Origin of the sequence: Nocardia aobensis NBRC 100429 (genome assembly GCF_000308375.1) — a bacterium.
Classification (GTDB): domain Bacteria; phylum Actinomycetota; class Actinomycetes; order Mycobacteriales; family Mycobacteriaceae; genus Nocardia; species Nocardia aobensis.
In genome coordinates this window covers 23,622-47,335 of the sequence record NZ_BAFQ01000294.1, presented here as the reverse complement: position 1 = coordinate 47,335, position 23,714 = coordinate 23,622, and the positions used below count along the sequence as shown (strand labels likewise).

Sequence of the window (23,714 nt, the reverse complement as noted above, 5' to 3'; positions counted from 1 at the left end):
AGGACTCCGAACTCGCAAGGTTGTGCGGGGTCGCGTTAGCCGACTCGAGTACGGTGACTCGAGTGCTTCCTAGCGCACGCGGGTAGCTGCCGCTATCGACAATCTCGGCGATTTGCCGCGAGACAGAGGTGCGGGCGAACGCAGTCTCGCGGCCTCACCGAATCGGTAGTCTCAGAATCCGGAGGTATCGATCCGGAACACCGAGCAACGAGAAGCGGCTGCGGCGAAGCCGTCAGGCGAATCAGATTCCACGAGGGAGTTCCTGATGAAGGCTCGTGCCCCTCTGGGATTCTGCAGGGGGACCTCGCGCAAGATCGAACCACGTTCGCTTTCGGGAAGTTCCACTAGTTCCACCTTCTCCGTGCGCCGACCCCGAGCCAACACCGCGTACCCGGAAGCACGCGCGTTCTTCACCCACTCCGAGTTCGGGTACGCCTGAGTCAGATAGCGGTGCCCGTTCACTCGTATCGGCGCCACCGGGGTTGTTCGCGGACGCCCGGACTTGCGGCCGGCGACCGTGAGTAGGTGCATCGGCCCAAGTGCCAGACCGAGACGCCGCTGCAGGAAGATGATGATCTTGTTACGGAGGCGGTATCGCCGAGAGATAGAACCTCGATCAGTCATTCGTTGCTCCCATCGTTTCGAACCCGAGAATGCTTTCGCGATCAAGCTTTCTCGATCTCGAAGTGCGGCAGAGCCCGGTCGAGCACGCCGGGTAGCCACCAGTTCGCACGACCGAGCAGCTGCATGATGGACGGCACCAACACCATACGAACGAGAGTGGCGTCGACTAGGATGGCAACGGCCAAACCCAGCCCGAAAACATTCAGGGTACGCATCGGGTCGCCGATGACAAACGAGCCGAATACACAGACCATGATCGCCGCGGCCGCCGTGATGATCCGCCCTGTTGCGGCGAGCCCGTGGGCCACCGCAGCCGAATTGTCACGATCACGACGCCAATGCTCCTGGACTCGCGAGAGCAGAAACACCTCGTAGTCCATGGACAACCCAAAAGTGATGGTGAACATCATCAAAGGGATCCACGGGTCGATCGGGCCGGTATGACCGGAGCCGAATATCGCCGACAGCCAACCCCACTGGTACACGGCAACGATCGCACCATAGGCGGCACCGATCGACAGAAGATTCATTGCCGCAGCTTTCAAAGGGATCGCGATCGAGCGGAATACGACCATGAGGAGCACGAACGACAATAGGATCACGAGACCGATAACCCACGGCAGCCGTGTCGAAATGAGCGACGACTCGTCAATTCCGACCGCCGTTTGACCGCCGATCGAAACCTTCACGGCGCTGCCTGCGACCAACTGCGGGATGACGTTGTCGCGCAATCGATTCACAAGATCGGTAGTATCCGCGGACTGCGGATCGGTCGCGGGATACGCCATCAGCACCGCGGTGTCCCCCGCCGGATTGTACGAGGCTGGTGTCACCCGCGCCACCCCTGACGCCGCCGCCAAATGATTCCCGAGGTTCTCGACCATTACACGATCGGCCGGGCCGTCCGGCATCTCCACGGTGAGAACCAACGGGCCGTTGAAACCGGGACCGAACGCCTCGGACAGCAAATCGTAGGCCTTGCGGGTGGTGAGATCGGCCGGATCTGTCGCCGCTCCACTGAACGCCAGCCGCATGGAAAACATCGGTGCGGCGAGCAGCAGGAGTATCGCCAACGCGATCCCGCCGCACACCACGGGCCGGCGCTGCACCGTCCGACTCCACGCAACCCACTTTCCGCCGGCGCCGGATTCGGCGCCGGGCATACGCAGCCCCGGCAAACGGACCCTGTCGATGGCGCGGCCGGTAAATCCGAGTATCGCGGGAAGCAGGGTCACAGCCGCGGTCATCACAGCCATGACGGCCAGAATCGTGCCCGCCGCAAGGCCGACGAGGAATGCTTGGCCGACAAGGAACAACCCGAACAGCGAAATCAGTACGGTGGTTCCGGCGAACAGGACGGCGCGGCCAGCAGTCGACATAGCCTGAACCGTTGCCGACCGTGGATCCAGTCCGTCGCCCAGCGCCTGCCGGTAACGAGTCACGATGAACAACGCATAGTCGATCCCAACCCCCAGACCGATCATGGCCATCATCGCCGGACCGAAACTGGGCACAGTAAGGGTATGGCTGACGAGCGCGACCGCCCCGTATCCGACGCCCACCCCGACGAGAGCCGTGAGAATAGGCAGCCCCATCGCCACGACCGACCCGAAGGCGACGAGCATGATGATGATGGCAGCGCCGATGCCGATACCTTCGCTGGGGCCGGGAGATGGTTTCACCGCCACACTGATGGGCGCACCTCCCAGTTCGATATCCAACCCCGGCTGGGCGAAGGACTGCGCCTTGTCGATCACCAGCTGCACGTCCGCCTTGTCGAGATCGGCGCTGACCGCGTCGAATTGTATGGTCGCGAACTCAGTCCTGTTGTCCTTCGCGAGCACCGGCTGGGACACGGATGCGACATGGGGTAGAGGGCGAATCGCATCGAGCGTTTCTGCGATCCGCGCCCCGGCGGCTGATGCGGCCGCTTCGCCGGAGGTGCGGAACACCACTCGAGCGCTGTCGCCCGCCTGCGATGGAAAGCGTTGCCGCAACACGTCCTGGACATGTTTCGACTGTCCCGCGCCGCTGAAGTCGTCTTTGAAGGCGGCTCCGAGCCCACTTGCCGCCCCGATCACGACGACAATGCCGACGATCCAGCCCACCAACACCAGTCGGCGATGGTCGTAGCACCAAGCTCCGAGCCTTCCGGTCGAATTTACCTGCGGTCTCGAGGGGGCTTGCCCGACCGAACCGTTGGCCACCATAGAATTCATAGTGTCTGATTTTAAGCATATAATTCACAGTCTGTGAATAGCTGGAAGGAGATGTGGTGGCAGGACGCGGCCGTAGGCCCGGTGACCAGGGGACTCGCGAGACGATTCTCACTTCCGCCAGAGCGATCTTCCTCGAACAGGGGTTCACGAAAGCTGCCGTTGCAGCGGTCGCACGCCGCGCCGAAGTGGACAACGCCCTCGTATATCACTACTTCGGCAACAAACTCGATCTGTTCGTGGAGAGCATGGCCGGCCTGTACACCCGAGACCGCTCGACCCGCAGGGAAGACAGCCGTCCACGCACTGGGGTCGACATCGTCGAAGACTTCCTCATCAAGTGGGAGCAAGGCCCAGAACGACCCGGACAAGCCTTCATAGCTCTGGCCCAGGCGGCCTCGGGCTCACCGGAGGCAGCGGAACGGGTCAACGAATTCGTCACCCAGAGAATCTGGCGCGGAAAGGCGGGCGAGCCGCTGGACACGGAGGCAGCCCGTCGAGCATCAATGGTGGGCTCACAACTGGTCGGCATCGCATGGGCCCGCTATATCCTGAAACTGGGACCGATCGCCACGGCCCCACTCCACGACGTGGCCCGATGGTTCGGTCCAACCATCGACAGCTTCCTAGAAGCCGATCACCGGTGAATGAGGTCATCCCGCGTACATACCAGTGTTGCGGCGCAACGTTACCCAGCGACTGAGGAAGGCATCTGACTCCACCGTGGGCAAGCGAATGTGCGTTTCCGTAGGCCTCCGTCGAAACGGCAATATCGGAGTCGTTCGACGGTTTGGCACTTCCTTCAGTTGAGACTTAAGAGCTCCTATCGGGTTCGGTTGCTGAGTCATCGCCAGCAGATCAGTGCTGCGGCGAGGTTGAGGAATCCGTGATGGATGTAGGTGCGGCGTTCCCATCGGATGGGCAGTCGTCGGTACTGGTGAAGCAGGTCGAAGGTTAGCTCGACGATCCAGCGGCCGGCTGTGACTTTGTCGCAGGTGCCGGGGAGGGCGACGTGGCCGGTGATCGTGACGGAGCCAAACGTGCCCTCCTTTGAGCGGAGATTCGGCTGCCCCTCCGATTAGACGAAATGCTATGAGGTATCGGGAGGCTACTTCGGAATTGGCTGCTCGAAGGAGACTCAATCCCGCCGGACTCGGTGGCGCGCGACTCGCGTCATCGACGTCGGCTCGACCGGGCCGCTCCAGCCGCACGGAAGCCCGCAATGTGCGACGACAAGGCTTGCGACGGCGCCGTCGGCGTGTCTCTGCGTATATCGCCACGCCGATGCGGGGTAACCACAAACAGGGCATTTTCCGAAATAATCGAGGATCTCCTCCGCGGAGGTGTATACGGAAATGTCCATCAACATTCCTGGTAGGTCGTTAGACGTATAGTGATTGCGTCGATCTGCGATCGAGCTCCGGAATCAGAGCGATCGATCGACATTACAGTGCCTTGCACTCTGCGTTCTAGGACGATCTCATAGAATTCATCAGACCACCCACCGCGCCGCGTGCAGCGGGAGAGCGCATTCATCCTGCAGTCTCGCCGAAAACGGCATCTACGATTTGCTGGGCGTGCCCAGAGTAGGGCGGGAAAAATGCGGCTGTGGTGTCTCCGGTTCCGCGGGTCACGACCCCACGTTGATTCGAAAATTCACGGAATCCTTCCACACCTCGGTGCCGGCCGTAGCCACTACTTCCCACACCACCGAAACCCAACGATGGAAGCACACCCTGCACTGCGCACGTGTTGATGCAGGCGCCTCCGGATGCGGTGCGATCGAGGATGGTCTGCGCTGCATGCGAATCCCTGGTGAAGATGTACAGCCCGAGGGGTTTGTCGTGAGAATTGATGTACCCGACGGCCTCGTCGATCGTATCGTAGGGCTTGATCGGCAGGATGGGGCCGAATATCTCCTCATTCATCACGGCTAGGTCTTCCGGAGGATCCACCACGAGGGTGAGCGGCATTTGCCGAGTCGCCGGATCGATCTCGACGTTCGGTTTGAGATCGACAACCTTCACGCCACGCTGACGGGCTTCGTCAAGCGCGCCGGTCAATCGGCGCAGATGACGCTCGTTGATGATCCCGGTGCAGTCCGGCGAAGTCCCGTAATCGGGCATGGTAGTGAAGGTATGAGATATCGAAAGCTCAATGAACTCTTCGAGCTGTGAACGGGGAACCAGACAATAGTCGGGAGCGATGCAAATCTGGCCATTCTTCGCCAGTTTGTTTCCGATGATCTGTGCAACCGTCTCCTCGTTGACGCTGTCGCTGTGGACGATCACTGGGTTCTTGCCGCCCAGTTCCAGTGTGACCGGTACGAGATTCTGCGCGGCAGCTACCGCCACTTGACGACCCACCGTAGCGTTCCCGGTGTAGAGCAGGTGATCCCACCGCAATTCGGCGAAGCGCCGAGCCAGGGCGACGCCGCCGGTCACGACCGCGACTCGATCGCTGTCGAATGTCGACGAGACGATATCAGCCAACACCATGCTGCTCGCGGGTGCAAGTTCCGACGGTTTGAGAATTGCCCGGTTACCGGCCGCCAGAATATCGACCAGCGGTCCCAGCGACAGCAGGAACGGAAAATTCCACGGTGACAGCACTCCGACAATGCCCTTGGGCTGGTACTGAATTTCTGCCGTTGCAGTACCGAAGGATTGTGGGTCGACGAAACGCTGCTGGGGCGCTGCCCACTCTTCCAGCTGGCTGGCTACGTATTGCGCTTGCCCGGCGACACCGAGCACTTCCGTCAAGTCGGTCAGCTGGGTCGGGTGCACGGCAAAGTCGGCAGCCAGTGCTTCTTGAATCTGCTTTCGGAAGCCGAACATGGCACCTGCCAGCGCGGTGAGGTCCTCACGCCTTTGGTCGAGTGTTGGCGTATTTTGTTCACCAGATGCAGCACGCATCTGGTGGAACCTGCGATCAAGTTCGTCGATCGCCGTTGCGTCATCGAGTTCGTCGGGGTTGGTGGATATCGCGGTCATGACAAGTCTCCGTTGCGTAGCGATTCGGTTGCATGGGTATCGATTTCGAAGTCGCCCTGACTATTCGACGTCACGACGACACCGTAGTCGCGCTCAGCCGCGTCGACGGATACGTATCCCGCCCTTACGTCAGCGAGTACCTCGCCGGTCGGCCTCTCATATGGCGGACCGAATCCACCACCGCCGCCAACCACAACGACGTGGCAATCGCCGGCGGCGAGGGAAATCCCTTGAACTTTGCCATTTGGGAATTCGACTTCCGTGCCGTCGCTTCGGTCCACCCTGATGCTGTTCGCCACGCCCGAGTGCCCGTGTTCCAAACCCCATGGGGCGCAAGTTGTTCGCTCGATCCACGAGCTGAGCTGGACATCCACGTTGGCCCGAACCTTCAGCCGTGTTCCGAGGCCTCCCCGGAAGCGGCCCGGCCCGCCGGAATCCTGAACAAGCGCGTACTCCTCGATCCTGACGGTCGGCGACTTTGCTTCTGTGACCTCGACCGGCGCGTTGTGTGTGTCGCCGTCATTGACGCAGATAGTCGCGGATTGTCCGTCGGCCGCCGAGGTCGCGCCCCATCCACCTCCTTGGGGCCCACCAACGAATTGGAAGAATCGACCTTCGGGATCCGTCCCATGCGACAACGTCATACCGAGGTCAGCATGATGACCGGCAATACTGACATTCGGAAGTACCGGCGCAAGCGCCTTGAATATGCAGTCGACCACGGTCATCGGATAGGTCATCCACCAGCGCATGGCAGCAGGTTTCACTGCGCTCACTACTGTACCGGGTGGCAATTTGACATTGAGCGAACTGAGCGCGCCGTCGTTGATCGGGTAGTCCAGAGGTGAGGTTATGCATTTGAATGCCACTTGCGCCGCAGACCGACCAGCAGTCGCCCCGGAGTTGTAGTAGCCCGCTACTTGCGGACTCATTCCTTCGAGATCGATAGTCATCGAGTCTCCGGCTACCACTACCTGCACTCGAATCGGCACTTGACGTCCGATCGTGACGCCGTCGTCGTCCATATACGCTTCCGCGGAGTAGGTACCGTCGGGAATCTGCAGAACCGCCTGCCGTGCCAGTTCGTCGCTACGGTGATACATCTGCCGAACGCAGTCTCGGACAGTGTCGGCGCCATAGCGTTCGAGAAGCGTGTGCATGCGTGCCTCGCCGGTACGAATCGCTGCGACCTGCGCATTGAAGTCGCCCATGGCCAAATCTTCGAAGCGGACATTCGTCGCGATGAGCCTGGTGAGCTCGTCGTTCTGCACACCTTCTCTGAAGATCTTGACGATCGGTACCTGCAATCCCTCCGAATAGATGTCTGTGGTGGTGCCACCGAGCACACCCCCGACATCCAGCCAATGGGCCATGGACGATGCGAAAGCCACCAGTTCGCCGTCGTGAAATATCGGCAGCGTGAAAATCATGTGATTTAGGTGGCTGCCCATGATGTATGCGTCGTTAGTCAGGATGATGTCGCCCGGATGAATTCCATCGATACCATAGAATTCGATCTTGGCCTTTACCGCGTCCGAGAGACCACGAATGAACATCGGGAGCCCTAGCCCGATCGACATGGTATTTCCGTCGACATCGAACAGTCCTACGGTGAAGTCCTGCGCCTCGTATATGATCAAATTGTAGGCGGTTCGCATCAAATTGGTCTTCATTTCGTCGGTGATCGCGACCAATGCGGACCGAATTATCTCGGCAGTGATCGGATCGACATTCCGGCCCGATCCGTTGGAGAGTGGATCAATGCTCATCTCAGGCTCCGATCGTCATCAGCAGATTGCCGAAAGGGTCGACAAGGACGGTATCTCCAGGACGCACCAGGACTGAGGTTGTCGGCTCGTCGATCACCGCCGGGCCATCGATTTCGTTACCGGCGCGCAGTGCGGCTCGATCGAACACCGGAGTAGACACCGGGCCTTCGTCTGCCGAAAACGTTACCTCACGCCTACCTACGACCGAATTTTCCGGCGGGCGGGGACCTCCGGGCTCGATTCCGGAGAGAAGCGGTTTAGGCAACGCGCCGACTGCGGAAACACGCAGGCTGACGATCTGGGCCGGCTGCTCTGGTGCGCTGTGGCTGTAACGCTTCTCATGAGCCGCGTCGAATAGGGGGCGAATTGCGGATCCGGATATGTCTCGCGGAATCTGAACGGTTACTGTGTGCTCTTGTCCTACATACCGCATGTCCGCTGCACGTTCGAATCGCACTTCTCCGAATTCGACCACACTCGCGCGAAGCGACTTCTCGCATTCGAGCTCCAGTTCCTGGAATTCGTGGTCCACATCTGCCGCTGTTGCCGCATCAAGCGTTCGAACCTTCGTTTGCACGATATCTCGGCGAAGATTCGCCATCAGCATTCCGACAGCAGAGAAAACCGATGGCATCGGCGGTATGACAACGTGTCGGATGCCGAGTTCGCGCGCCACAAGCGAGACATGCAGCGGGCCGTTGCCGCCGTATGCGAACATTGCGAAGTCACGTGGGTCCAGGCCGCGTTCCGTGGTGACGGCTCGGACCGAATTAGCCATTGCCGCTGCGCCGATCGCGATGATTCCCGCGGCCGCTACCGGCATGTCGACGCCGATCCGGTCGGCGACCTCCTGGACGGCAGCGACCGCTTTGGCGCCGTCCAGCCGCAACCCGCCGAACAGCTCGCCCTGGGGGGACAGGTGTCCGAGAGCAACTGTCGCATCGGTGATCGTGGCATCGGTCCCACCCCGTCCGTAGCAGGCAGGCCCCGGGGCGGAGCCCGCGCTGCGAGGCCCGACGTGCACACCCTGTGCACTGTCGACCCAAGCGATGCTGCCGCCACCTGTCCCGACTTCGACGATATCGATGCAGGGGATTCGAATCGGCAACCCGGTTGCGTACCCACCGAGGAAATAGTCGCTGGCAAGCGGCATCGTGAGATCCCGGATTACCGCCGATTTCGCTGTGGTCCCCCCCATATCGAAGGCGATGGCCTGTCGATAGCCCAAGCGCTCACACATCGCGATGGTGCCGACAACGCCGCCCGCCGGCCCGGATTCGAGCATCTGAACACACTGCACCTTGGCTGTCGCGACGTCGGAAATACCGCCATTCGACTGCATCACGGCAAGTGCGTTCTCGGAGCCCAGCCGATCGGCGAAGCGGCCGAGGTACCGGCTGACTTCGGGGCCGACGAATGCATTGGCCGCGACCGTAGATGTCCGTTCGAATTCACGATACTCGCGTGATATCTGATGGGACATACTGATGTAGCAGCCTGGCAGCTCCTCCTCGAGGATTCTCCCAACGCGTACCTCATGTTCAGAGTTGCGATACGAGTGCAGCAACACAACAGCCACAGCTTCGACTCGTAGTTCACGCAGCCGATGAGCGACCTGCCGAACCCCCTCCTCGTACAGCTCTTCGATTACCGAACCGTCGGCGGCCAATCGCTCGTCGACCTCGAAGATCATGGCCCGGTCTACCAGCGGCCGATGCTTCGTGAAGGCCATATTGAACGCATCGGGGCGGTTGATCCGACCGATCTCGTAGACGTCTCGAAAACCACGCGTGGTCAACAGCGCTGTCCGCGCACCCTTGCGTTCGATCAGTGCGTTGACTACGACGGTGCTACCGTGAACCACCAGGGACAACTCGTCCTCGGACACATTCGCCGCCCGGACACCTTCGAAGATCCCGTCGATGAGGTTCTCCGGGGTGCTCAGTGCCTTACCGAGCGTCAGTGTCCCGCGCACGTCGTCGTACGCCACTACATCCGTGAACGTACCCCCGATGTCGACTGCCATCCTTACGGCCATATTCCAGTCTCCTCGTGTCCACCGAACCCCGCTCTCGACTGTATACGAAAATTAACTAGTTGGATACAGTTTCGGCTTGCTTCATCGGCACGTCGTGATGCACTGTCTGACGCGCCACAGTAGCTCGCGGCATGCGCAAGACGATCCTGCTGGATCGCAGAGTGAGATGGATGCATGTCCAACCGAACACACACCATCTGGCCCGGCTGGGCATCTGCAACCTCAGTGATCGAGTCAGCGGGCCGGATCCGGCCCATCCCGCACATCGAAGGTGGCCATCACCCCCATGTCCTCATGCACCGGGACCAGCGCAGATGGACTCCCGTCTGGTCGTGCGGGAATCTTGTTTGTGCGGATCACCAGGGTCGGGTGGGAAGACCTGCCCTAGGAACTCGGGTTCGGTTCCGGGATGACGTGTTGGCGCCGGTTGCGAGACTGGCAAGCCGGGACGTTCGAGCAGATCCATCAGGCCGCACTTGCCCGCGCCCACGCCGCCCGATTGATCGACATCGGCCGGATCATGGTCGACAGCTCGCACGTGCGGGCGAAAAAAGGGGCGGCACAACAGGTCCGAGCCCGGTCGACCGCGCCAAGGCCGGTTCCAAGCACACATTCTGACCTGCGCGAATGGTTTCCCGCTCACCATCCGCAGCCAACGTCAACGACCACCTGATGCTGCCCACACTCCTCGATCGGGTGAAGCCACTTCGCGACCGCTGAGGAACGGCACTTCACCCGCGCGGCGGCCCGGTTGCATGTGGCTCAGCCGGCAGCAAACGCGATATCCCGGGCCTTTCTCAATTTCATCGACGCCCGCATACCCTCGATCAGGTGAAACAGGGACGGCTCCAGTTTCGGGTGTCTCGCAGTAATAGTGACCGCTCCCCTGATGATGCGACCACTGCAACGCAACGTCGTGCGTTGTCGCCGCGTACGCGATATTCACTCGTCCAAGAATGAGCTCGGCATCAACGGTAGGATAGAGCAACGAGTTGGGAGTCCTAATTGAATTGCCGCGATTGATGAATAGCCGATTTCCGTGAAGTGAACTCAATTCTCAATCGTGACTGCGAGACCATCGAGTATTATGGCCAGCTGATCGCTGAACTCTCGATCAGCCGTGACGTTGCGGGCATGAATAGGAATTTCTGCCGCCAACGGAAAACTTCTGCCTGCTCGATTCGCCGGAGGATTCGATTGCTCAATAGACCCACGCATGTACTGCCCTTGGACCGAGTTGGACACAAATCTGGCCATCAACCGAAGGGCAATGTATCGTCGTTCGCCCGCGAAACCGGCTTCTGCTAAGGTCTCCAGCAACCCTTCCATCCAGGGCAAGGCACTTTCGGAATCAAAACAATAGTTGAGCAACAGCGGTGCTACCTGCGGGTGCCTTGCGACGCTATCCCGAAACCGTTGTAGCAGTATGCGGATCCGCTCGCGCCACGATAAATGCTCCTCCAGCGAGACATCGATTGACGCGATCACGAGGTCGACAATATATCTTTCGAGTTCCTCCCGACCCTTGACGTACCGATATATCGACATCGTGCTCATACCCAACTCTTCGGCGACGGCACGAATAGTGAGGGCATCGAGAGCGTTACGATCGATGACGGCCAGCGCCGCCGCAGCGATTTCTCCTGCCGTCAGAGACTTTGGCCGAGGCATTAGCTACGACCACGCTTTGCCTGCTCTACCAATACGATCCAATCGCGACGTGACTGAGCAGACCGAGCCGCGCCGACTGCGACTGCCAAGCCGATCCCCTCCTTCGTATCCATATGATGTCAAGATGTCGATGATATGCTAACATTTGGATTCACACAGTGAGGTGACCGCGCACGGTTCCGCCATAGCTCGTTCGGTCCACGTCACATGCCCGCTCGAAACCGTGCAGCAGGGAGAGGTACCCCGATGACGCAGCGGGCGCAGCCTGCCGTGACACCTTTGGCGATAGCCGTTCTTGCGTTACTCGAAGAACGACCAAGCATCCATATGAGATGCAGCAGTTGCTTGTTGGTCGCCTCGGAGACGAACTACTCAAGGTGCGGACCGGCTCGATATACCACACGGTCACGCGGCTGGCCGAACAAGAGCTGGTAAGCACCAAGGGGATCGATCGCGAGAGGAGCCGGCCGGAACGGGCTATGTACGATGTTACCGATGTCGGCCGAAAGGCATTGCGAGACAAGATCGCCGAGACCCTGCGGAACCCGCGCAGGCGTATCCCTCGTTTCGGTCGCCTTGGCTCAGGTGCACTCCTCCCTCAAGGACCATGCACTCGGGTTGTTGCGCGAGCGAGTCAAGCATCTCACAGACGCCCTCGCACGCGCCGGCGCGACGTACGAATCGGCGGCTACCAATGCGGCGCCACGCCGTCATTGGATGGCACCCCAGTATGTCCGCGCGATGATCGCCGCCGAGCTCAGCTGGGTACGAGACGTGATCTCCGATCTCGATGCCGGCACGGTGGCGTGGGAGTATTCCGGTCCCGCATCCTACGGGCGGATCTCCGAGAAACATCACCCGGCGGACCGCTACCGAAGCTGACGAACCGGCTGTAGCGCCCGAGCGCACTGCCGAAACCCGCTCGCCCCCTCTGACAGCCGCCCAGCCTCACCGACAAACTCGGCTCGCCAAGGGCAGGGTTGTTCGCCCATACGCAGCGAGAACACCGGCCTGACCTTGAGGTCGGCGAGGACTGTTCGAGGTGGTGGGAGGTGAAGTCGCTGCCGTGGTCGGTATAGAGGACATCGGGAGTACCGCACACGTGCCAATCAGGATGGGCTTTACGCCAGATCGCTTGCCGCAGAGCCAGTGCGGTGTTCAACGCCGAGGGAGCCCCGAGGTTGACCGCATACCCTGCGATGGCAATGGGAGTGGTCGTCCTCAATCATGGTCAGCCCCGATACCGTTTGTCACCGTCGATCGCCAACATCCGCAACGCCGGATCGATGGCCGCGACGATGTCGTAGACCGTGCTGTAAGACGGTGTGGGCCAGCCCTGCCCGGCAGCGATATCCAGAATCTGGCGATGGATCGTCGCGGCGCTCGGTGCCGGGCGCCGCAGCGCCAGACCCTCGATCAACTGCACCATCTGCTCAGGAAGCTGCCGCTGCCCCTTGCCGGTGCGGGTTTGCGCACTAACCCAGGCAGGCCGTCACGACGATAGGCGGCCAGCCATCGGCGCGCCGTGCGGACCGGCACCTCGGCCGCCGTCGCGGCCTGAGCGAGTGGGATGCCAGCCTCGAGGTAGGGGCGCAGCACCGTGAACCGTGTCATCGCCTGCTGTCGCTGCGATGCCGACAACCCGTCCAGCCCCGCCGCCTCACTCCCCGCGCTGTCGGTCACCGCGACAGTATCGGCGGATGACGATACCGACACGCCCCGAACGAGCGAGGTAAGCCACGTGGTGAAGCGAGCCGTCAGGAATCGTTGCGTGAATCTAGGTGGGAGTTGATGATCGCCGCCCACGAGGTGCGAATCCATGGCGGAGACCGCGGCCGGGTCGATGTGGCCGGGTGCGCGGGCGTGGATAGCGGTGATGCGCTCGCGCACACAGTCCTCGGCTTTGCGCGGTCAGCGGCAGTGTGAGGCGCCTGAGAACCAGACGTAAGCTACCCCGCCGGATGTCATCATGCCTCCCCAGTCGATGCAGACGCCGGGAGCGGTCACCCGCACCGGGCCAGCGTAGTAAGCGAATTTGCCCTCGTCAGTGTTGTAGTCGGTGAAGTTTCCGTCCGCGTTCTGCTTCGCGATTTGAGCGTACATGTTGACTGCAGTGCCGGGGCTGTTCTGCGTCGTGACTACGCAGTCAACGGACCCGTTGTAGAGCAGGTGGATGCGTGCGCCGGGGATGTCGTGGTGATCGATTTCGTGGTAATTGCTGCCGCATGCCTCGGCTGGGGTCGCGACCGCATTCGCCGGTCCGGCCACAGCTATTGATCCAGCAACGATCGCCGACGCGGCGAGGGCCAACCTGACAGCCTGAGTATGCATGCGCACCTTATGTATCCATTCTGTGCCCGCGGGCACATCCGTTGGGGTAACTTCACATCGTTCAGAATACATTTCTAGATAGTATGTATACATCTTCTTTAAGTCTGTGTACAGAGTAGCGCGGGTAACGCCACAGACCGACCACAGACCGAACCGACAGGCCTTCAACCCAGGACTCAGCGAAGTCGTGGAGCAAGAGTGCGACCCAGGACATGCCGATGGTGTGGGTGCCCGATTCGCGGAAGCGCCGACTGCGCCGGTTACGGTTGGCCGGAATCCTGCTTGCTGGCGCTGGCAACCACTGCGACCGTGCGCGATCGTTCGCCGCGATCAAGGAATGGGCCACCGACGCAAGCAGTCGCGCATCAACACCTCCAGCAGGATGACAAGCCAGCTCTTGATGACCTGCCGGGGAGGTCGGTCACTATTCGGTCGGGCCAGTCGGTGTCGCCCGGGGCGTCGGCGATGCGGGCGCGCTCGGCACGCAGGTTTTCGGCCACGTCGCGCAGTTCGGCAACGACACGACGGAGGATGGCCAGGCGCAGGTTCTCGGTGTCCATTCCTCCAGCCCGCTCTCCGCGCGGCACGGTACGTTCACACCTGCAGCCATCCTTTCGTGGATCAGTCGGTATGCCACGTACATTTGGGGTAGACCCCAACACCACAACCGTGACCGAGGGCGAACAGCGTCAAAATAGGGTCAAGTTTCGAATTTCTCGACACATGTCAGGTGAGTTCTTAGAGTTCAACCTAACAAATCAGGTCGCTAAAGGCGCACATCATGCGGTCGGCTATATCCGGGTCAGCACGGTCGATCAGAACACCGTCCGCCAGCTCGACGGGATCGACGTTTAACGCACCTTCACCGACAAGGCCTCCGGCAAGGACACCACCCGCCCCAAACTCGACGAGATGATCGCCTTCGTCCGCGACGGCGACACTGTCATCGTTCACTCCATGGACCGCCTCGCCCGCAACCTCGACGACCTACACCGGCTCGTGCGCATCCTCACCGGCAAAGGCGTACGAGTCGAATTCGTCAAGGAGATCCTGACTTTCACCGGCGAGGACTCACCCATGGCGAACCTGCTGCTGAGCGTGATGGGCGCCTTCGCCGAGTTCGAACGCGCACTCATCCTCGAACGTCAACGCGAAGGGATCGCCGCGGCGAAGACCGGCGGCGTCTACACCGGCCGCAAACCCGCCCTCAACCCCGAGCAGGCCGACCAGCTTCGCGCCCGCGCCGCGGCCGGCGAACCGAAATCCCTGCCGGCCAACGAATTCGGCGTCAGCCGCGAAACCGTCCACAACTACCTGCGCAACGGCGCCGCGTAGACCGGCCAACTATCGCCGCAGAATCTCGGCCATCCATCACCGAAGGTCACAGCCGCCCCGTCGCGGGTTCGGAACCGATCATGTGATCGTGGTCCCCAAGCGGCATGCTCGGTCGCTGTTGGAGTTGGAGCCGGGGCTGGGTGCTCAACTGCTGCAGGTCGTGCAGGAGGTCGCGGGCGATGTCGCCGATGAGCATGGTGGTTGCCAGGTTCTGACCACGCTCGGCGATGAGCAGCACAATCGGCACCTTCATGTGCATGTCACCGCGGGAGAGGGCGTGGCACGGTTCGTGTCTCGTCTATGGCCCGGCAGTGGGATCGGTGAATTGGACGACGCTCGGTGGTCGGTGACAACGGTGGCACAGCACCTTCTGTTCGAGACTTCAGGTAGAGAATCACCACCGTTCCGCCCATGCTCATGCCGGTCCGCCACTTCGGGCTGGAGCTGGCAGCATGCCGGCGGTGAGCGTCCTGCTGACGACTTCGGGGAAGGCCGGGGTGTCCAAGAAGACGGTCGCCGCTTGGCGGGCACGATTGTCGAGCTGAGCCAGCTTGTCCGCAGCTGCGGCGAGGCTGACCCGCAGGCCTTCGGCCTCACCCAGCCAGCCTTCGCGTTCGGCCTCAGTGATCCTGTCGCTGAGGTTGTCTCGGATCTGCTCGAGGCGGTCGCGTTGGGTCGGGCCGGTTCGCGGCAGCGGGCATCGGATGCAGCTGTGCTCGTGCTAGGCAACTCGTGCCGTATGCCCGGCCGCATTCGCCCAGCGCGACCTTGCGGCATTCGAAGTGGCCGAGGAACTCGTCCCATTCGGCATCGGTCGGGATACGGTATTCCTCGCTCGAGGGCATTTTGCGTCGGCGGGCGATGAAGGCGCGGTGCCCGTTGATCGCCTCCTCCTTGCCGGTCCCGCAACCGGCGCCAACACGTCATCCAGTACCCGAACCCGGGTTCCTGGGGCAGGTCTTCCCACCCGACCCCGGTGATCAGGACGAACAAGATTCCCTGCGACACCAGACGGGAGTCCATCTGCGCTGCTCCCGGTGTCCCGGCCGGTTTCACCGGCAGTAGCCGGCTCGATTACCGTCCACAACTCGTCATCCACGATCCACGGTGCCGCCACAACGAAACATACTTCACTGCAACCGAACCCGACGCCACCAGACAGAACCTGTTAGGCGCTCGAAGTTGGCCGTGCGCGAGGCGGGCCGGTGGTCGCGGCGGTAATGGCGCTGATCTCGTCGTCGTGATCGGTTCGGTGCCGCGCACTGTATTTCGTTCTGCAGGCAGTCCTGGTCCGGCTGGCGGATCTGGCCTACGGGTTGCCGGTTCATCGGCGTCAAGCTGGTGCGGCACTCAGCACACGGCTGCTGGGACGGGTGCCGGAGATCTCGACTGCCGCCTCGCTGCCGGTGATTGTGGTGGCGCTGGGCGTGGTGACGGTGACGAGCCTGCTCGCCACCTGCGGCGACAACAACGATTCCATCGCAGTCGATTCCACCACGAAATGGCCGTGCACCGGCACCGCGGCTAGAGTTTCCTAGAGTTGCCATCAACGAACTCGTCCACACCGTGGGCCGCTGCGGTGGTCACCTGGCAGCAGGCCGACCTGACGATTGCTCGCTTACCCATGGGGACCGGCGACGATAGCGGGGCTCCCAAACCGTCCGATAAACCACCCGAAGCGGTGGTGGGATGATGCCTAGTACTCGGTCTCGAACTTGGGGTGGCGTACCGTCGAGCAACCAGGGGAAGAAGGTGCCCGCGCTGCGCAGGCCTACCCGTCTGCGCTGATCATTTGTGAAGCTCTTCCACTCGGCGACGCTCAGCTTCTGCTGCACCAAAGGCAGCGCGGCGGACTCTTCATGGTCGAGGTGGCCCGTCAACACGGTACCGAGATCTTCAAACAGTCGAATCAGGCGGGAGGCCGAGCCATGAGCCAACGCCTCATCTATCTCCTTCATCAACGGATCGAGCTGGGCATGTTCGTGTGCCATTTCCACCAGGAGCGTCTCCTCGGCAACCCCCTCGCTCAGTTTGGCTTGCAGTGGAGGCCAGAGCATCTCGTCCTCGGCGAGATGATGGACGCTCAGATACCGGCTGAATGTCGTCCAGGTTTTCCGCAGGGCGGCACGCGTAGCTCGGTCATCCGCTTCGGCCGCCGCGGCCTGCATGCGGGTCAAATCACGGCGAAACGCGTTGTGAACCACAATCATCATCATGACGTTCGGACTGCCCATGAGAGGTGCTCCTTTCCATATTCGCAACGTATCCTCGCGAGCGGAAACGGAATCGCACCGGCACCGACGCAGAGAAGCAATCGCGGGCGGTTTCTTCGAACCCAGGTCAAGGCCGTGGGCCCGGCCGGCCACTGCACCGGCCGAGTGGAATCGCATCCACCCGGCCGACGATGGTTGTTCAACTGAACGCCGGCATGATCTGGTCGGCATACGTGCTGAGCTGGTAGCGATGCGATTCCGCGCGCTCGTCGTCCGGCAGCGACTGGCCCCAGGTCTCATAGATCAGCCAATCCAGTTTTCCGCCGCCGTAGACGGTCGCAACCTCCGCGATCTGGTCAAGAACCTGCTCGGCGGTACCGCATAACAGGTGGCCACTGTCGATCATTCGCTGCGTCAACGCCCGTTCGTCCCCGAGATCGAAGGGACGAGTCGGATCGTCGGCAGCGGTGCGGAATACCTCGGTGAATCTGAATTTCTGGAAGAAGTTCTGATACCAGAATCCATAAGTACGCGCCGCATAGTCGAAAGCTTCCTCATAGGTGTCCCCGAACGCGATTTTTACCAACATGCCGAAATTCTGCCCGAGACCCAGCCTCCGGCCTGCCTCGTTCGCGGTATCGCGGTAAAGCTCCGCCGTCTGGCGTGCCCGCTCGCGGTTTCCTGCCGCGAAGACAAGAGTGCGCCCATGTTTCGCGGAATCGATCGCCGTTTGCGGCGAGAAGGTGTTCGGGATGAAGATCCGTGGGCGTTCGAACGGCTTCGGTACGACACCGATCTCGTGGACCGTACCGTTTTCGTCGACTTCGCCAAGCCCTCCGTAAGCGCGTGTCCAATCAGCCAGCGCCCAATCGGCGATCCCCTCCGCCGGAAACGGGGCCTGATAGTAGTCGCCACGATGGTTGAATGAATCCTCGGACCAAGCCTTTTCGACAATCGCGAGATATTCGTCGAATTTTGCCCGATTGCGCTGGTCGGATGCCGGGTTGAGAGCGACGATGTTGTCCGACTGCGTGAGGGTCTGCATCCAGCGGGTCTGATAACCACGTGCGAATTGAACACCGGCCAAGCGCCCCGGGAACATGTGTGTAAATAGCGCCAGGTCCTCGGCCACCCTGATCGGGTCGTGCGAGGTGACCACGACGGACATTGGCATGAACTTGATTCTTGAGGTGGAAGCCGCCAACTTCGTATACAGCATGAGCGGATTCGGCATCGACTCCCCGCCTTCGGTCTGCAGATGATGCTCTGTACTACCGATACCCTCGAACCCCAGTTCGTCGGCCAACCGTACGGTTTCCTCGTAGCTATGCAGCATGCCTTGGTACAACTCGACGTCACGAGCGACCGGTCGTCGCGACCGACGCTCTGCCAGCGTGACCGGAATGGCCGCCGTGCTCATGAGCAGTGTCTTCAACGATGTCCTCCTAGCGGAAATGGGCCCGAACGAAGCAGCCGACCGCACAGCGGATGCCGACAACCAGCCTCTACGGAACACTCTGTCCTACAGATATAGAACAGTATGTACCAAACCGTTCTTTGGTGCAAGATGTTCCACAACGCCAATCCAGTTCGTGGGCGAAGGAGATTTCGGTGAACGAAGCTCAGCCTTGGACGACTCGGGCCGCACTGACTAGAGGTCCGGACCCACGGGTCATTCGTAGCCGCCGAGCAGCACTGGCAGCTGTTCGTGAGCTGATTGCCGAGGACGGGTTGACCGGCGTCACTCATGCCGCTGTCGCCGCCCGAAGCGGCGTGGGGAGAACAACCCTTTACCGCCACTGGCCAGATGTCGCAGCATTGGTGCACGACGCAACCGAGCAGCGGATGACCCGCGCACGGACTCCGCCGACGGGCGAGACGCGGGCCGACCTGAACAGCGAGTTGAACGGCCTACGTGAACTGCTCGACGACCCAGTGAGCGAACGGACCATGAGGGCGGTGCTCGAACGAGCTCCCTTCGACCCCGCGTTCGCGGAACTCAAAGAAGCCCTGTACCGCTCAGGGTCGGCAGGGTTCCGGGCGATTCTCGAGTCCGCCAGAAGTCGCGGCGAACTGCGGAACGACACGGACATCACGATGGTTATCGACCAGCTCGCCGGACCATTGATGTATCGGCGGCTCTTCGCCGGGTTGTCGATCGACGATCGCTACATAACGGCAATAGTGGACAGCGCGCTCCAGCTGTACACGGATACCGGCGCCGAGGCAGACTGTTTGCGCGACGCTGGCACATCCGGCCCCCTCCCACGCTTTACGTGAGCTTGACCCGCGCCGCGAAGAAGCGGTTCAAAGCCGGTGCCAAACGACGGAAGTGGTACTGCAGATGCGCCTCGGGAGTTGCCGGGACGATGTCGCGGTAGTGTTCGACCGCGCGCACGATCCGCTCGGCAATCTTCTCCGGCCCGTAGCTGCGCTTGCGGAACAGCGCATTGTATTTCGCGTGCTTCGCCGCCTCGTCGTCGGCCGTCAGGCCCGAGAGCTTGGTGGTGGCAACGATATTTGTAGGCACGATTACGGGGCAGATCGTATGCACCTTGATCCTCTTGCCGGCCAGTTCGGCGCCCAGGCAGTCGGAGAACATGAAACACGGCCGACTTACTCGTCGGATACACGCTGAAGCCCTGCTGCGGACTGCAGGCGGCCATACTCGACAGGTTGACGATGTGGCGCCGAGGCCACGCCGCGCCATCACCTCGCCGAAGGTGCGGCAGCCGTTGACGGCTCGCCCAGGTTGACCGCAGCACTCGGTCGAATTCGGCGGCCAAGGTCTCGAAGAAGTCCTCCACCTGGCCGATGCCGACGTTGTTGATCAGGATGTCGGGCATCCCGTGCGCTTCGATCACCGTCGCTGCGCGCTCACGCATCGCGGCCTCGTCGGAGACGTCGACCGCGTAGGCGTGTGTGGTGCCGCCCACGGCCGCGATCAGCCCGGCGGTCTGTGGGCCCGGCGATCTCGCCAGCCCAAACAAAGGTCCGTCCGACATTAGCATTCTCGCCTGTTTCGCGGGACTAACTGCAGGACCACATCATTGGGGACCAGCCCGGCCTCATTGCCAGGTGGCAGGGATTCGAATGGCCCTCGCCTGCAGACCACTCTCTCTTCAGCGGCCCCAAATTGCGCGCATCGATTCGAGACAGGGTCACCATATGGCCGCGCCGAAATCACGCCGTGAGCCGCGGAACGGACCAAGTCCACGCAGCGCAACCATCGAGAGATTCAGTTGTAACCAACCGAGGATCACAGGCGAGCAAAGCACCACCAACCACGCCGTTATCGATGCTCCGCCGCTCCCCTATGAACCACTCCAAAATTGTATCCAAATCTTGCAAATTTGTCCATAATATGACCATAGACGGATACATATCGCCGCTCGCGCCCGCCGTCTTGCCGGCTGGACACGCACGCCGTCCGTGATCGAGTCAGCGGGCCGGATCCCGCGCATCCCGCACGTCGAAGGTGGCCATCATCCCCATGTCCTCATGCTCGAAATTGTGACAATGCATGACATACCGCCCCGGGTAGTCGGTGAAGCGGATCGCGATCTCCGCCACCTCGGCGGCGCGAAGATCGAGGGTATCCTTCCAGCCGGCATCGGTGGCCCGCGGCGGTTTGCCGTTGCGTGAGAGCACTTGGAATTGATTGAGATGTAGGTGAATGGGGTGGTTCAGCGCCGTCACGAGCCGCCAGATCTCTACCTCGCCCGCCCTGGGATCTGCCACAACCCTCTCAGGGACGTAGGGTTTGTCGTTGATCAGCCAGCCCGTCCCGCCCCGCCGGAAACTGAACTGACGTGTGCGAACGGCCGCGGCTGGATCTATCTTGTCGATCGAGGTCAGAACGTCTGGAATAACGGTGTCGTCTTCAGCCTTTTGCTCTACTACGAATCGCATAACTTGTGTCGCGCCGCCTGAGCCGAGGTCGTTGTGAACGGTTACCTCGTCGCCGACCGCACACTCCGAGAAGTCGACGACGAGATCGAAACGTTCACCGGGGGCGAGGTCCAAAGTGTCCAGTGTCTGCGCTCGCCCCAGGAGCCCGCCATCTGACCCGATCTGGATGAACGGAACCTTCCGTCCATGGGATACGTCTGTTCGCAGCCGGTACACCCGAGCATTGGAGGCGTTCAATATCCGCAACCGGTAGCGCGCTGCATCGACACGATGCAAAGGCCACGGCACGCCATTGACCAGCACCACATCGCCGAGTACACCCTGCATGTACTCGGCTGTCACACCAGGCTTGGACCGCATGTCCGGATCCAGAGCCGGATATTTGAATCCGCCATCGGCCGTGAAGGCCCGATCGGTAATCATCAGGGGAATGTCCCGGCTTCCCGAAGGCAGCCGGAGATCTTTTTCGGCGTCATCGACGATCAAGTGGAAACCGGCCAGCCCTCTCCAGACGGACGCTCCGGTGTAGTCCATCCGATGGTCGTGGTACCAGAGTGTCGCTGCGGGCTGGCTCATCGGGTAGTCGTAATCACGCTCGCCTATTACGATTCCAGCGGACGGGTCGATGTCCCCCGACATCGGGTGTGGCGCCTGCTCGGCACCCACCGGAACCAGCAGATCGGTCGGATACCCATCGGAAATGGTTGGCACGTGCCCCCCATGCAGATGTACGACTGTTGGAACCGGAAGTTCGTTGCGATGAGTCACTACTGTTCGCCTGCTGCGTCGCGAAATCAGCGTCGGCCCGGGAAAAGTTCCGTTATAGCCCCAAATCGGGGTGGAATACCCCGGCAGGATCGTGGCTGAACCCGGACGCTGTGTGATGCGGTAGTAATCGGTTGTCGAGTCGGTCCGCTCGGGCGTGAGCACCGACGGTCTCATCAGCGGCAACGTGAACGGTTCCGGCAGACGAGCATCGGAAGTCTCCTGCGCACCCAAGGTAGGTAGGCCGGTGGCGAATCGGAACCCGGTTGCGGCCCCCAGCCCGGCCACAATTCCCACTCCGCCCATGAGCCGGAACAGGTCGCGACGATTCATCGAGTTCATTTCTCCCCCAACGCCTTCGCTCCGACCAGACCGCGATTACGCCAGGTGTAGGAGAACAATCCGAGCAGGCCGGCGGTGAGCAGCACGCCGAGCGGAACATGTACTGCGAGGTTCCCTCTGCGCCCGAGCATCATCTCGATACCTGCGGCAGCGGTCAGCATCAGACTGATCAGTGCCGCCCATCCCGTCGATCCGATGACAAGCCGAGCCAGTCCGAAACCAGCGGTCTGAATCAGCAGCCCAGCGGCGAGAACCGATCCGTTGACAGAATGCGCGTCCAAAGCCCCGAGACTGCCAGACAGGAACTCACCCGCCAGCGTCGACTGCGCCACACCGCTGGCCGCGGTCAACAACGTCACCGCCCGAAGGGCCCAGAAGATGGTCCGCTTCATCGCGCCCACTCCCCCGCGTGAGCCCCTCGAGCCGACCCGTTCTCGGATCTCCGCACCGACTCTGACATGAAATGTCCTTCCACATGGCGGCTTACGCCGCTTTGTTTCACTAAATGGATGTCGAAAAATTTGAAATCTGCAGACGCTGTTGATGCGAGCGATCGTGCCGGCACTCGAGCACGGCTCGACACACCGACCGGCGCACCAGAGGCTCATCGTGGATCTGCTGTGCGCGTCGCGAGGACAATCCGGCAGATCGCGGTCACAAAGCCTCGGTCGACTTCCGGAGGGCACAGCTCCGACGTCGCTGAATCCGCGAGCCGGCCTCATCCACCGATCTGCAAGAGCGATTGATCTCGCAAGAGTAGCCAGCGCAAGGGCGGTTCTATCGTGACGGCGGCGCGCTTCGTCCGTGGGCCGGATATGCCGACCTCACGCCGAAGACGGCTTCATCACAGCGTCCGTCGTGCGCTCAAAAGCCAAGCGGGGACGGCAGATTCCAGGTCGTCACCCGGCAGCCGCCCAAGCATCTCGCACCGCCGCAGCGAGTCGACAGCCCAACCGTTTCCGAATGCGTCGCGCAACTCGTGTTCGGTCAACCGCTGAGGTCCCGGTCCCGGTGTTGCCAGATCACTGACAGCCAGGATGTGCACCACGCCCCCGATAACCGAGACCCCCCGCAGAGCTTCCACATACCGAGACCGGTCATCGAGAGTGAAGATGTGAAACAACCCGGAATCGACGATCGCATCGAATTGACCGACTATTGAGGGCAACTCTCGACCGTCGCCAACGACGAACGTGGCATCTACACCGCGTCGAGACGCTTTGAAGCGCGCGTGTTCCAGCGCGGCGGGAGCGATATCCACGCCGGTCACCTCATGACCACGCGAGGCGAGATAGAGCGCATTCTCCCCACTTCCACAGCCGGCGTCCAGAACACGATGGCCTATTGCGCCGGCTTCTTCCAGAGCCAACACCTCCGGTTGCGGCATACCGATATCCCAGCCAGCAGCTCGAATCGCCGCACCGTCCGGAGACTGTGAGCTGTATACGGAGTTGAAGTACGTTGTGCGATCGAATTCAGGAGTAGACATTGCAGACTTCCCATCA

The 23,714-nt window shown here is 61.4% G+C and carries 21 protein-coding genes and 4 pseudogenes; 6 read left to right on the top strand and 19 right to left on the bottom strand.

Annotated elements, in window-relative coordinates; all coding sequences use genetic code 11:
* Positions 1-171: 171 nt before the first annotated feature.
* A complete protein-coding gene (locus RJ03_RS36615) occupies positions 172-531 on the bottom strand; it encodes a nitroreductase/quinone reductase family protein (RefSeq protein WP_245552466.1) in 360 nt (119 codons plus the stop codon).
* Positions 532-665: 134 nt separating this feature from the next.
* Positions 666-2,738 carry an MMPL family transporter gene (locus RJ03_RS32650; RefSeq protein WP_218001050.1) on the bottom strand — a complete coding sequence of 691 codons (2,073 nt, stop codon included), beginning with the start codon at positions 2,736-2,738 and terminating at the stop codon, positions 666-668.
* Between the two features lie 161 nt (positions 2,739-2,899).
* Here RJ03_RS32650 and RJ03_RS32645 point away from each other — a divergent pair, with 161 nt between their 5' ends.
* Positions 2,900-3,487: a TetR/AcrR family transcriptional regulator gene (locus tag RJ03_RS32645; protein ID WP_157163579.1), complete on the top strand. Its 588-nt coding sequence runs from the start codon at positions 2,900-2,902 to the stop codon at positions 3,485-3,487.
* Positions 3,488-4,372: 885 nt separating this feature from the next.
* On the opposite strand, the gene RJ03_RS32640 is transcribed toward RJ03_RS32645, so the two are convergent.
* The 4 genes from RJ03_RS32640 to RJ03_RS32625 form a co-directional block, all read right to left on the bottom strand.
* Entirely contained in the window at positions 4,373-5,833 is a 1,461-nt protein-coding gene (locus tag RJ03_RS32640; protein WP_036510280.1) for an aldehyde dehydrogenase family protein, read from the bottom strand.
* Positions 5,830-7,602: a hydantoinase B/oxoprolinase family protein gene (locus RJ03_RS32635; RefSeq protein WP_036510277.1), complete on the bottom strand. Its 1,773-nt coding sequence runs from the start codon at positions 7,600-7,602 to the stop codon at positions 5,830-5,832. Before RJ03_RS32635 ends, RJ03_RS32640 begins: the two co-directional genes overlap by 4 nt.
* A gap of 1 nt (position 7,603) precedes the next feature.
* Positions 7,604-9,628, bottom strand: a complete 2,025-nt coding sequence (locus tag RJ03_RS32630; RefSeq protein WP_218001049.1) for a hydantoinase/oxoprolinase family protein — start codon at positions 9,626-9,628, stop codon at positions 7,604-7,606.
* Between the two features lie 1,062 nt (positions 9,629-10,690).
* Positions 10,691-11,311, bottom strand: a complete 621-nt coding sequence (locus RJ03_RS32625) for a TetR/AcrR family transcriptional regulator (RefSeq protein WP_036510271.1) — start codon at positions 11,309-11,311, stop codon at positions 10,691-10,693.
* Between the two features lie 332 nt (positions 11,312-11,643).
* On the opposite strand from RJ03_RS32625, the pseudogene RJ03_RS39170 reads away from it, so the two are divergent.
* A pseudogene (locus RJ03_RS39170) lies at positions 11,644-11,769 on the top strand (PadR family transcriptional regulator); the annotation flags it as partial.
* Positions 11,770-12,028: 259 nt separating this feature from the next.
* Positions 12,029-12,193 carry a hypothetical protein gene (locus tag RJ03_RS38735; protein ID WP_245552463.1) on the top strand — a complete coding sequence of 55 codons (165 nt, stop codon included), beginning with the start codon at positions 12,029-12,031 and terminating at the stop codon, positions 12,191-12,193.
* 349 nt (positions 12,194-12,542) lie between these two features.
* Here the strand turns inward: RJ03_RS38735 and RJ03_RS35460 are convergent, their stop codons facing one another.
* From RJ03_RS35460 to RJ03_RS37625, 4 genes are all read right to left on the bottom strand, one after another.
* Entirely contained in the window at positions 12,543-12,740 is a 198-nt protein-coding gene (locus RJ03_RS35460) for a hypothetical protein (RefSeq protein ID WP_051025588.1), read from the bottom strand.
* Complete coding sequence (locus RJ03_RS35455; RefSeq protein WP_051025587.1) at positions 12,728-13,201, bottom strand: helix-turn-helix domain-containing protein; 474 nt, start codon at positions 13,199-13,201, stop codon at positions 12,728-12,730. The genes RJ03_RS35460 and RJ03_RS35455 overlap by 13 nt, the downstream gene beginning before the upstream one ends.
* 21 nt (positions 13,202-13,222) lie before the next feature.
* Positions 13,223-13,642 (bottom strand): hypothetical protein, encoded by a 420-nt coding sequence (locus RJ03_RS32615; RefSeq protein WP_063820500.1) that lies wholly within the window; start codon positions 13,640-13,642, stop codon positions 13,223-13,225.
* Between the two features lie 365 nt (positions 13,643-14,007).
* Positions 14,008-14,202 (bottom strand): hypothetical protein, encoded by a 195-nt coding sequence (locus RJ03_RS37625; RefSeq protein ID WP_157163578.1) that lies wholly within the window; start codon positions 14,200-14,202, stop codon positions 14,008-14,010.
* A 163-nt stretch (positions 14,203-14,365) separates the two neighbouring features.
* Here RJ03_RS37625 and RJ03_RS32610 point away from each other — a divergent pair.
* Together RJ03_RS32610 and RJ03_RS39165 are read left to right on the top strand one after the other, a co-directional pair.
* Positions 14,366-14,977: pseudogene (locus RJ03_RS32610) on the top strand (recombinase family protein).
* Positions 14,978-15,059: 82 nt separating this feature from the next.
* A pseudogene (locus RJ03_RS39165) lies at positions 15,060-15,188 on the top strand (hypothetical protein); the annotation flags it as partial.
* Positions 15,189-15,226: 38 nt separating this feature from the next.
* On the opposite strand, the gene RJ03_RS39160 reads toward RJ03_RS39165, so the two are convergent.
* The 4 genes from RJ03_RS39160 to RJ03_RS32590 form a co-directional block, all read right to left on the bottom strand.
* The gene (locus tag RJ03_RS39160; protein WP_373281745.1) at positions 15,227-16,033 is read right to left on the bottom strand and encodes a transposase; all 807 of its coding nucleotides are present in this window, start codon (positions 16,031-16,033) and stop codon (positions 15,227-15,229) included.
* A 277-nt stretch (positions 16,034-16,310) separates the two neighbouring features.
* Positions 16,311-16,496, bottom strand: coding sequence for a hypothetical protein (locus tag RJ03_RS32600; RefSeq protein WP_036510265.1), 186 nt, complete (start codon positions 16,494-16,496; stop codon positions 16,311-16,313).
* Between the two features lie 64 nt (positions 16,497-16,560).
* Positions 16,561-17,211, bottom strand: a complete 651-nt coding sequence (locus tag RJ03_RS32595) for a hemerythrin domain-containing protein (RefSeq protein ID WP_063820499.1) — start codon at positions 17,209-17,211, stop codon at positions 16,561-16,563.
* Positions 17,212-17,389: 178 nt separating this feature from the next.
* Positions 17,390-18,625 carry an LLM class flavin-dependent oxidoreductase gene (locus RJ03_RS32590; RefSeq protein WP_036510262.1) on the bottom strand — a complete coding sequence of 412 codons (1,236 nt, stop codon included), beginning with the start codon at positions 18,623-18,625 and terminating at the stop codon, positions 17,390-17,392.
* A 176-nt stretch (positions 18,626-18,801) separates the two neighbouring features.
* On the opposite strand from RJ03_RS32590, the gene RJ03_RS36595 reads away from it, so the two are divergent.
* Positions 18,802-19,470 (top strand): TetR/AcrR family transcriptional regulator, encoded by a 669-nt coding sequence (locus tag RJ03_RS36595; protein WP_245552461.1) that lies wholly within the window; start codon positions 18,802-18,804, stop codon positions 19,468-19,470.
* Here the strand turns inward: RJ03_RS36595 and RJ03_RS38720 are convergent.
* The 5 genes and pseudogenes from RJ03_RS38720 to RJ03_RS36585 all read right to left on the bottom strand — a co-directional run bounded on the left by RJ03_RS38720 (position 19,463) and on the right by RJ03_RS36585 (position 23,698).
* Entirely contained in the window at positions 19,463-19,792 is a 330-nt protein-coding gene (locus RJ03_RS38720; RefSeq protein WP_051025584.1) for a hypothetical protein, read from the bottom strand. The two genes, RJ03_RS36595 and RJ03_RS38720, sit on opposite strands and share 8 nt — an antisense overlap.
* Before the next feature lie 25 nt (positions 19,793-19,817).
* Positions 19,818-20,195 (bottom strand): annotated as a pseudogene (locus RJ03_RS39155) (SDR family NAD(P)-dependent oxidoreductase); the annotation flags it as partial.
* A gap of 436 nt (positions 20,196-20,631) precedes the next feature.
* Positions 20,632-22,209 (bottom strand): multicopper oxidase family protein, encoded by a 1,578-nt coding sequence (locus RJ03_RS32575; protein ID WP_245552460.1) that lies wholly within the window; start codon positions 22,207-22,209, stop codon positions 20,632-20,634.
* The gene (locus RJ03_RS32570) at positions 22,206-22,601 is read right to left on the bottom strand and encodes a hypothetical protein (RefSeq protein WP_157163576.1); all 396 of its coding nucleotides are present in this window, start codon (positions 22,599-22,601) and stop codon (positions 22,206-22,208) included. Before RJ03_RS32570 ends, RJ03_RS32575 begins: the two co-directional genes overlap by 4 nt.
* Positions 22,602-23,053: 452 nt before the next feature.
* Positions 23,054-23,698: a class I SAM-dependent methyltransferase gene (locus RJ03_RS36585; protein ID WP_083871514.1), complete on the bottom strand. Its 645-nt coding sequence runs from the start codon at positions 23,696-23,698 to the stop codon at positions 23,054-23,056.
* Positions 23,699-23,714 lie beyond the last annotated feature (16 nt).

Bases quoted from the DNA above. Each gene is read 5' to 3' on its own strand.
- RJ03_RS36615 (WP_245552466.1), bottom strand. From the start codon at position 531: ATGCACCTACTCACGGTCGCCGGCCGCAAGTCCGGGCGTCCGCGAACA.
- RJ03_RS32640 (WP_036510280.1), bottom strand. From the start codon at position 5,833: ATGACCGCGATATCCACCAACCCCGACGAACTCGATGACGCAACGGCG.
- RJ03_RS32635 (WP_036510277.1), bottom strand. From the start codon at position 7,602: ATGAGCATTGATCCACTCTCCAACGGATCGGGCCGGAATGTCGATCCG.
- RJ03_RS32630 (WP_218001049.1), bottom strand. From the start codon at position 9,628: ATGGCAGTCGACATCGGGGGTACGTTCACGGATGTAGTGGCGTACGAC.
- RJ03_RS32625 (WP_036510271.1), bottom strand. From the start codon at position 11,311: ATGCCTCGGCCAAAGTCTCTGACGGCAGGAGAAATCGCTGCGGCGGCG.
- RJ03_RS38735 (WP_245552463.1), top strand. From the start codon at position 12,029: ATGGCACCCCAGTATGTCCGCGCGATGATCGCCGCCGAGCTCAGCTGG.
- RJ03_RS35460 (WP_051025588.1), bottom strand. From the start codon at position 12,740: ATGGTGCAGTTGATCGAGGGTCTGGCGCTGCGGCGCCCGGCACCGAGC.
- RJ03_RS32615 (WP_063820500.1), bottom strand. From the start codon at position 13,642: ATGCATACTCAGGCTGTCAGGTTGGCCCTCGCCGCGTCGGCGATCGTT.
- RJ03_RS37625 (WP_157163578.1), bottom strand. From the start codon at position 14,202: ATGGACACCGAGAACCTGCGCCTGGCCATCCTCCGTCGTGTCGTTGCC.
- RJ03_RS32595 (WP_063820499.1), bottom strand. From the start codon at position 17,211: ATGGGCAGTCCGAACGTCATGATGATGATTGTGGTTCACAACGCGTTT.
- RJ03_RS38720 (WP_051025584.1), bottom strand. From the start codon at position 19,792: ATGTTCTCCGACTGCCTGGGCGCCGAACTGGCCGGCAAGAGGATCAAG.
- RJ03_RS32575 (WP_245552460.1), bottom strand. From the start codon at position 22,209: ATGAACTCGATGAATCGTCGCGACCTGTTCCGGCTCATGGGCGGAGTG.
- RJ03_RS32570 (WP_157163576.1), bottom strand. From the start codon at position 22,601: ATGAAGCGGACCATCTTCTGGGCCCTTCGGGCGGTGACGTTGTTGACC.
- RJ03_RS36585 (WP_083871514.1), bottom strand. From the start codon at position 23,698: ATGTCTACTCCTGAATTCGATCGCACAACGTACTTCAACTCCGTATAC.